We start from the raw sequence: 14,386 nt of genomic DNA on the forward strand, positions 1-14,386 counted from the left end.
CCCGGAGGCGCCATGATTTCAACGCCTACCGGCGCGGCGGCCAGTTCGATCTCGATTTCTTTATCGTCCAGTTGGCCTTCACGCAGTTTTTTACGGAAAGCCTGACGGGCAGGAGACTGTTCCTGATTCTCTTCAGACTGTCCCCAGTTGTTTTTGGCCGGTGGGATCAGCGCGTCCAGAATACGTTCTTCCGCCAGTTCTTCGGCGCGAACGCGGTTCTTTTCCAGAGACTGGTGACGCACCATCTTCAGCGCGGCGTCGGTCAGATCGCGGATAATGGAGTCCACTTCTTTACCGACGTAGCCGACTTCGGTGAACTTGGTCGCTTCCACCTTGATAAACGGCGCGTTGGCCAGTTTGGCGAGACGACGGGCGATCTCGGTTTTACCTACACCGGTCGGGCCAATCATCAGAATATTTTTTGGCGTAACCTCGTGGCGAAGGTCTTCGTCCAGTTGCATGCGACGCCAGCGGTTGCGCAGGGCGATTGCCACGGCCCGTTTCGCCTTGTTCTGGCCGATGATGTAGCTGTCAAGCTCGCTGACTATTTCGCGCGGGGTCATTTCAGACATAGTAGATCCTTACGCCTTGGAGGCTAATTCTTCAATCGTGTGGAACTGATTGGTATAGATGCAGATATCACCGGCGATACCGAGTGATTTCTCGACGATTTCTTTGGCGCTCAGGTCGGTATTCTCCAACAGGGCGCGTGCGGCGGACTGGGCATAGGGACCACCGGAACCGATAGCGATCAAGTCGTTTTCCGGTTGTACGACATCGCCGTTGCCGGTGATGATCAGCGAGGCGTTCTCATCCGCCACGGCCAGCAATGCTTCCAGACGGCGCAGCATGCGGTCGGTACGCCAGTCTTTGGCTAATTCCACTGCGGCTTTTACCAGATGTCCTTGGTGCAGTTCCAATTTACGTTCGAACAGTTCAAACAGGGTGAAGGCGTCTGCGGTGCCGCCCGCAAATCCGGCGATGACACGGTCGTTATAAAGACGGCGTACCTTCCGCACGTTACCTTTCATGACGGTGTTGCCAAGGGTGGCTTGACCATCTCCGCCGATGACGACTTGGCCATTGCGGCGTACGCTTACGATTGTTGTCACGAGCTAATCCCCGTTCTAAAGAAAAAGGCCCCCGCAATGTGCGGGGCATGTTGAAGTTAGAAATGGGGACGGGACGGGGGTTTTCAACCCCCGGAGGCTAATGGAATACAGCTGCTGTTGCCCATACCTTTCAGTTTTTGGACCATCTTGTCCGCCGCGGGGCGACTGCTGTAAGGACCGAGTATGATGCGATTCCAGCCGCCGCTACTGGTAATACGGCTTTCGACGCCCGCGAAGGCCAGTTGCGCTCGGATGGACTCTGCTGGAGCCATGGCCTTGAATGAGCCGCATTGGATCATCCACCGCTGCGCTTTCTCGGGTTTGTCCACCGGAGCCTTGGCCGTTTCCGTGTTGGCGGGAGCGGTATTTTTCGGCACAGCGGGCGCCGTTTTCGGCACATTCTGATTCGGTTGCTGCGTCAGCGGCGCGACAGGCGCAGGCGTCGCCGTCTGCGGTTTGATAAACACCTGAGATCGCGGCACCTGAGTCTGGTCGTTATACGGCACTTCGGACAGCTGGGTCGGCTGGCGGCGCATGTCCGACTGCATCTGCTCCAGCAATTGGCGCTGCTCTTCCGTTAGCTCCCCCGCCGAGCGCACTTCGCCGCCGGCGGAAGGTTCCGTCGGTGTCGTCACGCCAATCTGGCGATTTTCCAGTTCTTTGATGTAGCGCCAGCGTTCTTCGGGTTTAGGCGGAAGCCCGTTGCCCTTGCCGCCGGCATGATTAGGAAGTACCGGAATTTCCTGCGGTTTGTTATGGGCAATGAAATACAGCCCGCCCGCGAAGGTCACCAATACGGCAACCGCCAGCGCAATCATGGTTTTGGATGCGCCTGAGGAACCCTTTTTTTTCCGGCTGGATGTCTTTTTCCGGCGTGTGCCTGAACGCCCCCGCCCGACATAGTCTCTTTGTGCCACTATCGTTTCACTACGAAGTAAAAAAAGTAACAGGATGTCATGTTACTGAACCCTAAAATGTTTGACTAGCACCGTGATTCCTAAAGCCGGTGACGCGCAAAATTCGGCGGAGCGGTACTGTCGCGAATGACCAGTTTACTGGACAGCAGGCGTGAGCCCCGGGTTACGGAATGCCCCTGCAGCTGTTCAAGCAGCAGCAGCGTTGCCTCACGTCCGATTTCGTAGCGGGGTTGAGCCACGGTGGAGAGCGGGGGGAAGCAGTAGCTGGCCTGGATAATATCATCAAATCCCATTAGCGATAGATCCCGCGGCACGTTCAGACCCATTTTATGAGCTTGCGCCAGCGCACCCAACGCTATGGTATCACTATGACAGAAAATCGCGGTTGGTGGGGTAGGATGTGACATCAAAACCCCCAACCCGCGGATGCCGGTGTCGTAGCTGAAATCCCCCCGCACGATATAGTGGTTATCCACCGTCAGGCCGCCCCGCCGCAACGCCTGAATGTAGCCTTGCAGCCGATATTCGCTGAGAGGCAGAGTATCTGGGCCTGCAATACAGGCGATGCGCTGATGGCCCAGCTCATGAAGATAGTGCACGGCGTCGAACGCGGCAGTCAGGTTGTCGATATGGACCGTCGGCATTTCCAGTTCAGGAGCGAACTCATTCGCCATCACCATCGGCGGCAGATTGCGGCGTGCCGCCTTACCGGCATCGAACGGCAAGTCGGACCCGAGCAGCAGCATACCGTCCACCTGAGTGGTGATGTTGGGATCGGACAGCTTCCTGTCTTGTCGCTGTTGGTATGCGCAGTCGCCAATCAGAACCAGATAACCCCGTGCCGCCGCCGTCTCTTCGATCCCGTGAATCACCTCGTTGAAAAAAGGATCGCTGATATCCGGGACGATCGCCAATAGCGTTCGGGTTTCATGCCGTTTGGCGTAACGAGCGGACGCGTATTGCAAATAGCCGACGGCCTTGGCCGCTTCCTCGACCTTTTGTCGGGTTCCGGCCGAGACTTTTTCCGGATCCATCAGGGCTCGGGATACTGTGGCGGTTGAGACGCCCGCCTTGTCCGCCACGTCTTTCATCGTTGCAGCGGCCGTGTCTTTGTTCTCCAACGCTTATTCTCCTCACGCCAGCTTCCGCTGCTGCGTCTTTTGACGCCTGTCAGCCAGGACCGCCTGTATACCGCAGTTAGATTTTCACCGTGTTCAGCATAGCGCCTTGCGGCGTAAGCACTAACAGATCACGCATTATAGTTGTGGATTTATCATTCGCTGAACAGCGTCAAGCGCGCGTTTTTCGCGTTGGTTCGCAAAATCATAGAAGAATCAATATGAAGAGAACGTCACCCGTCCGTCGGGTCGACGTCCAGCACCCATTTCACTTTGCGCGACTGCGGCAGGGTGTCGACGAGGCTCAGGGAAGTCCGCAGCAGATGCTGTAGCCGCGCGCGAGAGGGGTGCTGAATCAGCAGCTGCCAGCGAAATCGTCCTGCGCGTTTGGGCTGTAGCGCGGGCACCGGTCCCAGCACCCAGAGGTTTTCGTCGCGCAGCGGGCTGGCTTCCAGCAGGTTACGCAGCTGGTGAAGGAATTGGCTGGCCTGCTGATTATCATGATCGTCAGCGCGAAACAGAACGTGATTGGTGAACGGCGGCAGGGCCACGCTTTGGCGCTCTTTCAGCGTTTGGGCGGCGAAGGCGTCGTAGCCCTGCTGCAACAGCGTTTGCAGTAGCGGATGTTCAGGGTGATGAGTTTGCAATACCACCTCGCCGGCTTTTCCTGCGCGTCCGGCGCGGCCGGAGACCTGGGTGTAAAGCTGGGCGAATCGTTCCGCGGCCCGGAAGTCGGCGGAAAATAGAGAGCTGTCCACGTCCAGCAACGCCACCAGCGTCACGTCAGGGAAGTGGTGGCCTTTAGCCAACATCTGCGTCCCTATCAGGATCCGGGCGCCGCCCTGACGCACCTGCGCCAGCTGTTGCTCCAGCGCTCCCTTGCGGCTGGTGGTATCGCGATCGATGCGAGTAATCGGTGTCTCGGGAAAGAGGGCGGGCAGCGCCTGTTCGAGCTGTTCGGTGCCCAGTCCCACCGGCATCATATTGGTTGAGCCGCAGTCAGGACATTGTTGTGGCACCGGCCGCTGGCTGTCGCAGTGATGGCAACGCAGCATCTGCTGGTGCTGATGCAGTGTGTAATAGTGGTCGCAGCGTGGACACTCGGCGATCCAGCCGCATTCATGGCACATCACCACCGGCGCAAAGCCGCGCCGATTAAGAAACAGAATAACCTGGTTTCCTTCCCGAACGTGGTGGCGTATCCGTGCAATCAGGGGTTGCGATAGACCGGTGTTGAGCGGCAGTCCCTTCAGGTCGAGGATATGCTGCTGGGCAAGCCGCGCATTACCGGCTCGTTTGCTGAGACGTAACTGACGGTATTTGCCGATTTGGACGTTATACAGCGTTTCCAGCGCCGGAGTCGCGGAGCCCATGACGATAGGGATATTCTCTTCCCGAGCGCGGAACACGGCCAGATCGCGGGCGTTGTAGCGCCACCCCTCCTGCTGTTTATAGGAGTTGTCGTGCTCTTCGTCGATGACGATGAGACCCAGTCGAGCGAAAGGCGTGAACAGGGCGGAGCGGGTGCCGATCACGATGGCGGCTTCCCCGTTTTTCGCCCGCAGCCACACGGCCAGACGTTCGCTGTCGTTCAAACCGGAGTGCAGCGCGTCTACCGGCGCGTTAAAGCGGTCTCTGAAGCGAGCAATGGTTTGTGGCGTCAATCCGATTTCCGGTACCAGCACCAGCGCCTGCTTTCCCTGCGCCAGGATGTTTTCCAACACGCTGAGATACACCTCGGTCTTGCCGGAGCCGGTAATGCCAGCCAGCAACCAGGCGGAAAAATGCTGATCTTCGCTGCGTATCGCGCCGACGGCGGTCGCCTGCTCGGTATTCAGACGCAGGCGTTCGCCGCTGACGTTGAAGTCCGGTCGCCAGTCTCGCGGCGCTTGCGATAGGGGTCTCAGGTCGCACAGCCCTTTAGCGCGTAATGCTTGCAGAGCGGCTTCGGTCAGTTGGGCGTCGCTGACCTGATGACGGTAGAGCGGCCCTTGCAGTAACGCGGCCAGCGCCTGCTGCTGTTTGGGCGCGCGTTTCAACGTCGGCAGCGGGGTTTCACGCCCTTGTTCGGTGGCGAACCACTGCCACAGCGGCGCCGTATGAGCGGGTTTACCCTGACGCAGCAGCGTCGGCAGCGCGTGAAACAGCACTTCGCCGATGGGATAGTGGTAGTACTCCACGGCCCACATCAGGATGCGCCACAGGCTGGCGGGAAATAACGACTCCGGGTCCAGCACGTCCTGCAAGGGTTTGAGCTGGGTCAACGGCAGCGCGCTGTTATCGCTGAGAGCGGTCACAATGCCAATCATCCTGCGGTTGCCAAACGGTACGCGTACCCGCATGCCGGGAGCCGGGGGAAGGGATCCCGGGGGCAGCAGATAATCAAAAGTACGCGCCAGTGGCACGGGCAGGGCAACCTGAACGACAGGCATGGCATCTCCGTCCGAAAGCTAAGGGGAAACTCTTTATACAGCATGGATGGCGAGTCGAAAGCGGCACAATGCGATTGTGCGGAAAACCATCCGGGCGATAGTGTACATGGTGCGGCAGGTTCTGTGTGGGGGTGATTGCATCGGCTGGTTAATTTCTGTATGATTCGCCGCCTTTATACCGCGTGTATAAAGATAAAACGAATTCAACTTCAACCTCGTGTGGTGTCTGGCGGAATAGGGCTGGATAGCGACACGGCCTTAATCAGAGGTTTCCCATGAAAGAAGGTATCCATCCGAATTACAGCGAAATTACTGCATCTTGCTCTTGCGGTAACGTCATCAAAACCCGTTCTACTGCGGGTCACGATCTGAACCTGGACGTATGCTCCGCTTGCCACCCGTTCTACACGGGCAAACAGCGTGTTGTTGACACCGGTGGTCGTGTTGATCGCTTCAACAAGCGTTTCAGCATCCCGGGCAGCAAGAAGTAATTTGCTTCACGGTTTTTGCCGCGGATTTTCTTCCGCGCATAACAAAGGCACCCTCGGGTGCCTTTGTCGTTTCTGGATGCCGTTCACGGCATCACTTAGTATTCCCAGGTATCCGGGTTGATACCCATTTCCCGCATAATCTGTTTGGCCGCCTCGGGGATTTCATCGCAGCGTTCTTTACGCAGGTCTTCATCATTCGGCAACGGTTGCCCGGTAAATGCATGGAGAAACGCTTCGCAAAGCAATTCACTGTTGGTGGCGTGACGCAAGTTGTTCACCTGACGACGGGTGCGTTCATCAGTTAAAATCTTCAATACTTTCAACGGAATGGAAACTGTGATCTTCTTGACCTGTTCACTTTTCTTGCCGTGTTCAGCGTATGGGCTTACGTATTCGCCATTCCACTTAGCCATGAGATACCTTAAAAATTATCGTGATGAGGACAGTCACTGTCATAAATTGTCTTAATTCTAGCGATTATTATAGGGATGCTCAATCTATACGCAAAGAAGTTTAGAAGTCTAGATGTATTGACGTCTATGTTGACTGCGTTTACTCTTGGGTCTCTTCATTCAGCTACCAGTCAGGAATCTCACCGATGACGCGCAAACAGGCCACTATCGCAGTTCGCAGCGGGTTGAATAACGACGAGCAGTACGGTTGTGTCGTTCCCCCTATTAACCTCTCCAGCACTTACAACTTCGCCGGTTTCAATCAGCCCCGTGAACACGATTATTCACGACGCGGCAATCCGACCCGCGACGTCGTGCAACGGGCGCTTGCCGAGCTGGAAGGCGGGGCGGGCGCGGTGATGACGAATAGCGGTATGTCGGCGATCTTGCTGGTTTGCACCGTTTTCCTGCGTCCGGGCGATCTTCTGGTAGCGCCTCATGACTGCTACGGCGGCAGCTACCGTCTGTTCGACAGCCTGAGCAAACGTGGCGCGTTCCGGGTGAAATTCGTCGATCAGGGCAACGACGCGGAGTTGAAAGCGGCGCTGGCGGAAAAACCGCAGCTGGTGCTGGTGGAAAGCCCCAGTAATCCGCTGCTGCGCGTAGTCGATATCGCCGCGATCTGTCAGGCGGCGCGTGATGCGGGTGCGGTGAGCGTGGTGGATAACACCTTCCTGAGTCCGGCGCTGCAGAATCCGCTGAGTCTCGGCGCCGATTTGGTCGTGCACTCCTGCACCAAGTATCTCAACGGCCACTCGGATGTGGTCGCGGGGACAGTCATTGCGCGCGACCCAGAGCTTGTGACCGAACTGGCCTGGTGGGCCAACAATATTGGCGTGACCGGCGCGGCGTTTGACAGCTATCTGCTGCTGCGCGGCCTGAGAACGTTGTCTCCCCGCATGGCGGCGGCGCAGAAGAACGCGCTGCAGATTGTGGAATTCCTCCAGCAGCAACCGCTGGTGAAAAAACTGTACCACCCCTCTTTACCGGAAAACGCCGGGCATGACATCGCGCGTCGCCAGCAATCCGGTTTTGGGGCTATGCTGAGCTTTGAGCTGGACGGCGATGAAGAGACGTTGCGCCGTTTCCTGTCCTCACTGGAGCTATTTACGCTGGCGGAGTCGTTGGGGGGCGTTGAGAGCCTGATCTCCCACGCCGCCACCATGACTCATGCCGGAATGGCCCCGGAAGCGCGCGCTGCAGCAGGGATATCCGAAACGCTGCTGCGAGTTTCCGTCGGTATTGAAGACGGCGACGATTTGGTCGCCGATTTGAAACAGGCATTTCAGGCAGTAGCAAAGAGGTAACGATGAGTGCTTTAGGGATAGCGGGTGCCACCACAGGTCGGCAACTGCATAAATTTGGCGGCAGCAGTCTGGCTGATGTGAAATGCTATCAGCGCGTCGCCGGTATTATGGCCGAATATAGCCGTCCCGGTGACCTGATGGTCGTGTCGGCGGCGGGTGGCACCACTAACCAGCTGATTAGCTGGCTAAAGCTCAGTCAAACCGACCGTATTTCCGCGCATCAGGTGCAGCAGGCGCTGCGCCGCTATCAAAGCGAACTGATTGCGGGCCTGTTGCAGGAGGCCGCGGCAGAGCGGCTGACTTCTGCATTTATCCATGACCTTGAGCGTCTGGCGGCGCTGTTGGATGGCAAAATCACCGACGCGGTTTACGCCGAAGTCGTCGGACACGGAGAAATCTGGTCTGCCCGTCTGATGGCCGCCGTGCTGAATCAATCAGACATCGATGCCTCCTGGCTGGATGCGCGCACGTTTCTCTGCGCGGAGCGCTCCGCGTTGCCGCAGGTTGACGAAGGACGCTCCTGGCCGCTGTTACAGCAGCAGCTCACACAGCATGCTAATCAGCGTCTGGTGATTACCGGTTTTATCAGCCGCAATGAAGCGGGTGAAACGGTCCTGCTGGGAAGGAATGGGAGTGACTATTCGGCCACTCAGATCGGCGCGTTAGCGGATGTCGAACGTGTGACAATCTGGAGCGACGTTGCCGGGGTGTTCAGCGCGGATCCGCGCAAAGTCAAAGATGCCTGTCTGCTGCCGCTGCTGCGATTGGACGAAGCCAGCGAACTGGCGCGTTTAGCCGCTCCGGTCCTCCATACCCGCACGTTGCAGCCGGTGTCTGGCAGCGATATCAACCTTGAACTGCGCTGCAGTTATCAACCCGAACAGGGGTCGACGCGTATTGAACGCGTTTTGGCCTCTGGGACCGGCGCCAAGATCGTCACCAGCCATGATGATGTTTGTCTGATTGAGGTGACGGTACAAGATGGACACGATTTCCAACGTGTGCAGCAGGACGCCGGACAATTGCTTCAGCGCGCGCAGATTAAAGCGCTGGCGACAGGCATCCATCCTGACCGTAATTTGTTGCAGTTCTGCTATACCTCGGAAGTGGTTGATAGCGCCTGGTCGCTGCTGGAACAGTCGGCGCTGCCGATTCAGCTTCAACTGCGCGAAGGTTTGGCGATCGTTGCGGTCGTCGGGGCTGGCGTCGGCAATAACCCGCTTCATAGCCACCGTTTTTATCAGCAGCTAAAAGACCAGCCGGTCGAATTCGTTTGTGAATCGGACGATAGCATCAGTCTTGCGGCGGTGCTGCGCGTCGGACCGACAGAGCATCTGGTACGGGGTCTGCATCATTCCCTGTTCCGAGCGGAAAAGCGCATCGGACTGGTGCTGTTCGGTAAAGGAAACATTGGCTCCCGCTGGCTGGAGCTGTTCGCTCGCGAACAAACTCATCTGTCCGCGCGTACCGGCTTTGAATTTGTTCTGGCCGGTGTCGTCGACAGTCGCCGCAGCTTGCTTAATCACGATGGCTTAGATGCGGGATGTGTGCTGGCCTATTTCGACGACGAAGCTCAGGAACGCGACGAAGATGAGCTGTTCCTGTGGATGCGCGCTCATCCTTATGATGATTTGGTGGTGCTGGATGTGACCGCCAGTGGGGCCGTGGCCGATCTCTATCTGGACTTTGCGAGCTACGGTTTTCATGTCATCAGCGCGAATAAACAGGCGGGCGCTTCCGGCGGCGACAATTATCGTCAAATCCGCGATGCGTTCGCTAAAACCGGCGGTCATTGGTTATATAACGCCACCGTCGGCGCCGGATTGCCGGTGAACTATGCGGTCCGCGACCTGTGTGAAAGCGGAGACAGCATCTTGGCCATTAGCGGGATCTTTTCCGGCACGCTGTCTTGGTTATTCCTGCAGTTCGACGGCACGGTGCCGTTCACCGAGCTGGTGGATCAGGCATGGCAGCAAGGTTTGACCGAGCCGGACCCGCGAGACGATCTGTCCGGTCAGGACGTGATGCGTAAACTGGTGATTCTGGCGCGCGAAGCCGGCCATGACATCGAGCCGTCGCAGGTGCGTGTCGAGTCGCTGGTCCCCGCAGGCTGTGAACAGGGCTCCGTCGACCAGTTCTTCGAGGACGGCGAGTCGCTGGACGACCAAATGCTACAGCGGCTGGAAGCGGCCAATGAAATGGGATTGGTGCTGCGCTATGTGGCGCGCTTCGATGCCAGCGGTAAGGCGCGCGTCGGGGTGGAAGCCGTCCGTCCGGATCACCCTCTGGCCGCATTGCTGCCGTGCGACAACGTCTTCGCTATCGAAAGCCGTTGGTATCGGGATAACCCGCTGGTTATCCGAGGTCCGGGGGCGGGTCGTGATGTGACCTCCGGAGCTATCCAATCCGATCTGAACCGGTTGGCTCAACTGCTCTGATCTTGAGGATATCGGCGAAGTCGTCGTGAAAAATCGCTGTGTTCCTACTCCGCCCGAAGCGTTCTGCTTCGGGTTTTTTTATGCCTAAAATCAACGTGTTGTGTCGACACGAAAGCAACATGAATCCTCCTCACATTGCATGAATAAACATCAGCTCCCAAAGCGTTGACTACTGGTAGCGATTCGGCCATTTTTATATAGACGTCTAAACGTATAGACGTTTGCATGGTGGCAATGACAACGGCTAATTGAGGTAAGGATATGAGTTTTTTCCACGCGAATCATCAGGAGGCGCTGAATCAGAGCCTGGCGGAATTGCAGGGGCACATTAATGTTTCTTTCGAGTTTTTCCCGCCGCGCACCAGTGAGATGGAAGGGACGCTGTGGAGTTCAATTGACCGTTTGAGCAGCCTGAAACCCAAATTTGTGTCGGTGACTTATGGCGCTAACTCCGGCGAGCGCGACCGCACGCATAGCATCATTAAAGCCATTAAAGAACGCATTGGCGTTGATGCGGCGCCGCATCTGACCTGTATTGACGCAAGTCGTGATGAGCTGAAAGCGATTGCACAGGATTATTGGCAAAGCGGTATTCGTCACATCGTCGCGCTGCGAGGCGATCTCCCCCCTGAAGGTGGCAAACCTGAGCTTTATGCGGCGGACCTGGTGACCCTGCTGAAAGACGTGGGCGACTTCGATATCTCTGTGGCGGCCTACCCTGAAGTACATCCTGAGGCCAAAAGCGCCCAGGCAGATTTGATCAATTTGAAACGTAAAGTCGATGCGGGTGCTAATCGCGCTATCACCCAGTTCTTTTTCGATGTAGAAAGCTATCTGCGTTTTCGTGATCGTTGTGTCTCCACGGGGATCGACGTAGAAATTGTGCCGGGAATTTTACCCGTTTCTAACTTCCGACAGCTGCAGCGTTTTGCCACGATGACTAACGTACGCGTACCGAACTGGATGACGGCGATGTTTGACGGGCTGGATCACGATCCGGAAACGCGCAAGATGGTGGGCGCTTCCATTGCGATGGATATGGTGAAAATCCTGCGACGGGAAGGGGTGAAAGACTTCCATTTCTATACCCTGAATCGCGCGGAGCTGAGTTATGCGATTTGTCATACGCTAGGGGTTCGTCCCGCCATCGCGGCCTGATTGTCTCGCGCTGGCGTGCAGCGGCGCCACTCTTATCGGCATTCCCTACTGACGGGGATGCCTTCACGCTCCTTCTGACTGCAGGCATGCAGCTCTCGCCGGTTTCTCCATCACTCTTATCGATAGGCAAAAAAAAAGCGGGCCTGAGGCCCGCCAAAGTATCGTTGGCTTTCTTTTTACTTGTCTGCTTTTCAGGATGATATCGGCGTGATTCTGTACCGTTAGTGAATATCCGGTGCCGGTAGCCCGCATGGGGTAGGGTAGCCCCGGCCTGCCAGAAATTCACTGATCCTGAATGCCACAATCCAGTTGTAGCTTCTCTGCCCTGGTGGAGGCGTTGAATAAGTTCACCTTCATGTTCGGTAGCGTACAAAAAGAGAGCTGTTTGCTTAACTTGGAAGTATTATTGCTCACAGAGGTTGATAGGGCTAATCGTTCATTGCTATCCTATCTATCGTTATGGGCTATCGTGTTTAAGGAGAATTAAGGCATGAACATCCGGGATTTAGAATATCTTGTGGCGTTAGCGGAGCACCGGCATTTCCGCCGAGCCGCTGATTCTTGCCACGTTAGCCAACCTACGCTGAGCGGGCAGATTCGCAAGCTCGAAGACGAGCTGGGCGTGATGTTACTAGAGCGTACCAGCCGCAAAGTGCTGTTTACACAAGCAGGCTTGCTGTTGGTCGAACAGGCTCGAACGGTACTGCGCGAAGTCAAAGTGCTGAAAGAGATGGCGAGCCAGCAAGGTGAAAGCATGTCTGGTCCGTTGCATATCGGACTGATCCCGACCGTAGGCCCTTATCTCCTTCCTCACATTATCCCCATGCTACACAAAACGTTTCCAAAATTGGAAATGTATTTGCACGAAGCGCAGACCCATCAACTGCTGGCTCAGTTGGATAGCGGTAAACTGGACTGCGCCATTCTTGCCATGGTGAAAGAGTCGGAAGCCTTTATCGAAGTGCCGCTGTTCGATGAACCGATGAAACTGGCGATTTATCAGGATCATCCCTGGGCCAATCGCGAGCGGGTCGCAATGTCGGATCTGGCCGGGGAGAAACTGTTGATGCTGGAAGACGGCCACTGCCTGCGCGATCAGGCGATGGGCTTCTGTTTCCAGGCCGGTGCGGATGAAGACACGCATTTTCGGGCGACCAGTCTGGAGACGCTGAGAAACATGGTGGCGGCGGGTAGCGGGATTACGCTATTGCCTTCCCTGTCGGTTCCGAAAGAAAGAACGCGTGACGGCGTGTCTTACCTCCAGTGTTACAAACCGGAACCAAAGCGCACGGTCGCACTGGTTTATCGCCCAGGCTCGCCGCTGCGCAGCCGATATGAGCAGTTGGCCGATGCCATTCGCGAGCACATGCAGTTGTATCTGGACAATCAGGCGAAGCAGGCCGTTTAAATGGTTCGAGTGGATGGTTGCTGATTGAGCGTCTCCATGGTTGGGGCGCGAATTATTGCTTATGCGAATGGATTGCTGATCGCGCCATCCGAGAACAACCTCGGATAGTGCTTTGTACAGGATTAAGTCTGTGGGGCGTACATGCCTCTTCAGGTTTTATCTCGATATGTGTCGAGTCGAGAACAGTCGCGATTTTGCCTAAATCGTCGGTATACAGGCCATCATCAGTCGCTTAATTGCGAATATTGGCCTTTTGATTACTCACGACGATTTCCTGAGAAAATCGCGCTACTGTCACTTTTTATACGGACAAACTTTGACGCACTTTGTAGTGAGCAAAGTTTGCTATAGTGCCTCTCTAAGTAAGGAGAGCAAATCACTTTGAGCAAGACTACGGGTGTTAGAGCACAACAAAAAGAACGGACGCGTCGTTCCCTTATTGAAGCTGCATTTAGCCAACTGAGCGCTGAACGCAGTTTTGCCAGCCTTAGCCTGCGTGAGGTTGCCCGCGAGGCGGGTATCGCCCCCACTTCCTTCTATCGCCATTTTCGTGATGTTGATGAACTCGGTCTGACGATGGTAGATGAGAGCGGACTGATGCTCCGCCAACTGATGCGGCAGGCTCGCCAGCGCATCGTCAAGAGCGGCGGCAGCGTCATCAGAACGTCTGTATCCACCTTCATGGAATTCATCGGCAACAATCCGAACGCTTTTCGCCTTTTGCTGCGTGAACGTTCCGGTACTTCCGCCGCATTTCGTGCCGCTGTTGTCCGGGAAATTCAGCATTTCATTGCCGAACTGGCGGACTACCTCGAAGTCGAAAATCATATCCCACGCAGTTTCGCCGAGGCGCAGTCGGAGGCGATGGTGACGATTGTTTTCAGCGCGGGCGCGGAGGCGCTAGACATCGGTGCTGAACAGCGAAGCCAGCTGGAAGAACGCCTGGTACTACAGCTGAGGATGATTGCGAAAGGGGCGTATTACTGGTATCGAAGAGAGCTGAGCAAAGGATTTACTACGCCGTAGTCTTTTAGACTCGTTGAGGAACATCATGGCAAAACTGAAAAATGCAGAGAAAGGGACGTTGTGGCTGTCGATGATTGCCGGTTTATCCGTCAATGGCTCATTCGCTGCTTTGTTTAGCGCCATTGTTCCGTTTTCCATTTTTCCGCTCATCGCGTTGGCGCTGTCAGTTTGGTGTCTGCATCAACGCTATCGGCGCCTGGAGATGTCGCTTGGGCTGCCGAAGTTGGTTGCAGGCTGCTTTTTGTTCGGCCTGTTGCTTTTCAGTGCGATGATTCGGGCAGAGTATCCTCAAATCGGCTCCAACTTCGTGCCGTCCATTCTCTGCGTTTTGCTGGCTTTATGGCTGATCATCAAGCTGCGTGGCCGTCCGTCGCCTGACGACCATGCCTCTTAATCAATCAAGCTGGCAGCCGGGAAATCCGGCTGCGAAGGCGTTAGACTAACTTTTCCAGTAAAACGCCGCATTCCATGTGATGGGTGTAGGGGAACTGATCAAATAGCGCAAGTTGGCTGATTTTGTGTGTCTG

At 56.1% G+C, this 14,386-nt stretch carries 14 protein-coding genes; 7 read left to right on the forward strand and 7 right to left on the reverse strand.

Annotated features, from left to right (window positions below):
- From Q7O77_RS06765 to priA, 5 genes are all read right to left on the reverse strand, one after another.
- A partial coding sequence (locus tag Q7O77_RS06765) for an AAA family ATPase (protein ID WP_304164764.1) occupies positions 1-572 on the reverse strand: 572 nt, incomplete at its 3' end.
- A 9-nt stretch (positions 573-581) separates the two neighbouring features.
- Positions 582-1,112, reverse strand: a complete 531-nt coding sequence (hslV, locus tag Q7O77_RS06770; RefSeq protein WP_026740890.1) for an ATP-dependent protease subunit HslV — start codon at positions 1,110-1,112, stop codon at positions 582-584.
- An 83-nt stretch (positions 1,113-1,195) separates the two neighbouring features.
- A complete protein-coding gene (ftsN, locus tag Q7O77_RS06775) occupies positions 1,196-2,029 on the reverse strand; it encodes a cell division protein FtsN (RefSeq protein ID WP_304164770.1) in 834 nt (277 codons plus the stop codon).
- 80 nt (positions 2,030-2,109) lie between these two features.
- A complete protein-coding gene (gene cytR, locus Q7O77_RS06780) occupies positions 2,110-3,150 on the reverse strand; it encodes a DNA-binding transcriptional regulator CytR (protein WP_304164772.1) in 1,041 nt (346 codons plus the stop codon).
- A 230-nt stretch (positions 3,151-3,380) separates the two neighbouring features.
- A complete protein-coding gene (gene priA, locus Q7O77_RS06785) occupies positions 3,381-5,579 on the reverse strand; it encodes a primosomal protein N' (RefSeq protein WP_304164775.1) in 2,199 nt (732 codons plus the stop codon).
- 275 nt (positions 5,580-5,854) lie between these two features.
- On the opposite strand from priA, the gene rpmE reads away from it, so the two are divergent.
- Positions 5,855-6,070 (forward strand): 50S ribosomal protein L31, encoded by a 216-nt coding sequence (gene rpmE, locus Q7O77_RS06790; protein WP_026740894.1) that lies wholly within the window; start codon positions 5,855-5,857, stop codon positions 6,068-6,070.
- A 95-nt stretch (positions 6,071-6,165) separates the two neighbouring features.
- Here the strand turns inward: rpmE and metJ are convergent, their stop codons facing one another.
- The gene (metJ, locus tag Q7O77_RS06795; protein ID WP_085689936.1) at positions 6,166-6,483 is read right to left on the reverse strand and encodes a met regulon transcriptional regulator MetJ; all 318 of its coding nucleotides are present in this window, start codon (positions 6,481-6,483) and stop codon (positions 6,166-6,168) included.
- 185 nt (positions 6,484-6,668) lie between these two features.
- On the opposite strand from metJ, the gene metB reads away from it, so the two are divergent.
- From metB to Q7O77_RS06825, 6 genes are all read left to right on the forward strand, one after another.
- Positions 6,669-7,829: a cystathionine gamma-synthase gene (gene metB / locus Q7O77_RS06800; protein ID WP_304164781.1), complete on the forward strand. Its 1,161-nt coding sequence runs from the start codon at positions 6,669-6,671 to the stop codon at positions 7,827-7,829.
- Positions 7,830-7,831: 2 nt separating this feature from the next.
- Complete coding sequence (locus tag Q7O77_RS06805) at positions 7,832-10,267, forward strand: bifunctional aspartate kinase/homoserine dehydrogenase II (RefSeq protein WP_304164784.1); 2,436 nt, start codon at positions 7,832-7,834, stop codon at positions 10,265-10,267.
- 261 nt (positions 10,268-10,528) lie between these two features.
- Complete coding sequence (metF, locus tag Q7O77_RS06810) at positions 10,529-11,425, forward strand: methylenetetrahydrofolate reductase (protein WP_304164787.1); 897 nt, start codon at positions 10,529-10,531, stop codon at positions 11,423-11,425.
- 490 nt (positions 11,426-11,915) lie between these two features.
- Complete coding sequence (oxyR, locus tag Q7O77_RS06815) at positions 11,916-12,833, forward strand: DNA-binding transcriptional regulator OxyR (RefSeq protein ID WP_304164790.1); 918 nt, start codon at positions 11,916-11,918, stop codon at positions 12,831-12,833.
- A gap of 381 nt (positions 12,834-13,214) precedes the next feature.
- Positions 13,215-13,859 carry an HTH-type transcriptional repressor FabR gene (fabR, locus tag Q7O77_RS06820; RefSeq protein WP_074729089.1) on the forward strand — a complete coding sequence of 215 codons (645 nt, stop codon included), beginning with the start codon at positions 13,215-13,217 and terminating at the stop codon, positions 13,857-13,859.
- 25 nt (positions 13,860-13,884) lie between these two features.
- On the forward strand, positions 13,885-14,253 hold the full coding sequence (locus tag Q7O77_RS06825; protein WP_304164794.1) for a YijD family membrane protein: 369 nt from the start codon (positions 13,885-13,887) through the stop codon (positions 14,251-14,253).
- 40 nt (positions 14,254-14,293) lie between these two features.
- On the opposite strand, the gene Q7O77_RS06830 is transcribed toward Q7O77_RS06825, so the two are convergent.
- Positions 14,294-14,386 (reverse strand): hypothetical protein (locus Q7O77_RS06830; protein WP_304164797.1); only part of this gene is annotated, 93 nt, incomplete at its 5' end.

Origin of the sequence: Lonsdalea britannica, from assembly GCF_946477055.1 — a bacterium.
Classification (GTDB): domain Bacteria; phylum Pseudomonadota; class Gammaproteobacteria; order Enterobacterales; family Enterobacteriaceae; genus Lonsdalea; species Lonsdalea britannica_A.

Excerpts from the sequence above, each read along its gene's own strand:
- metJ (WP_085689936.1), bottom strand. The coding sequence starts at position 6,483 with ATGGCTAAGTGGAATGGCGAATACGTAAGCCCATACGCTGAACACGGC.
- priA (WP_304164775.1), bottom strand. The coding sequence starts at position 5,579 with ATGCCTGTCGTTCAGGTTGCCCTGCCCGTGCCACTGGCGCGTACTTTT.
- oxyR (WP_304164790.1), top strand. The coding sequence starts at position 11,916 with ATGAACATCCGGGATTTAGAATATCTTGTGGCGTTAGCGGAGCACCGG.
- metF (WP_304164787.1), top strand. The coding sequence starts at position 10,529 with ATGAGTTTTTTCCACGCGAATCATCAGGAGGCGCTGAATCAGAGCCTG.
- metB (WP_304164781.1), top strand. The coding sequence starts at position 6,669 with ATGACGCGCAAACAGGCCACTATCGCAGTTCGCAGCGGGTTGAATAAC.
- Q7O77_RS06825 (WP_304164794.1), top strand. The coding sequence starts at position 13,885 with ATGGCAAAACTGAAAAATGCAGAGAAAGGGACGTTGTGGCTGTCGATG.
- rpmE (WP_026740894.1), top strand. The coding sequence starts at position 5,855 with ATGAAAGAAGGTATCCATCCGAATTACAGCGAAATTACTGCATCTTGC.
- Q7O77_RS06805 (WP_304164784.1), top strand. The coding sequence starts at position 7,832 with ATGAGTGCTTTAGGGATAGCGGGTGCCACCACAGGTCGGCAACTGCAT.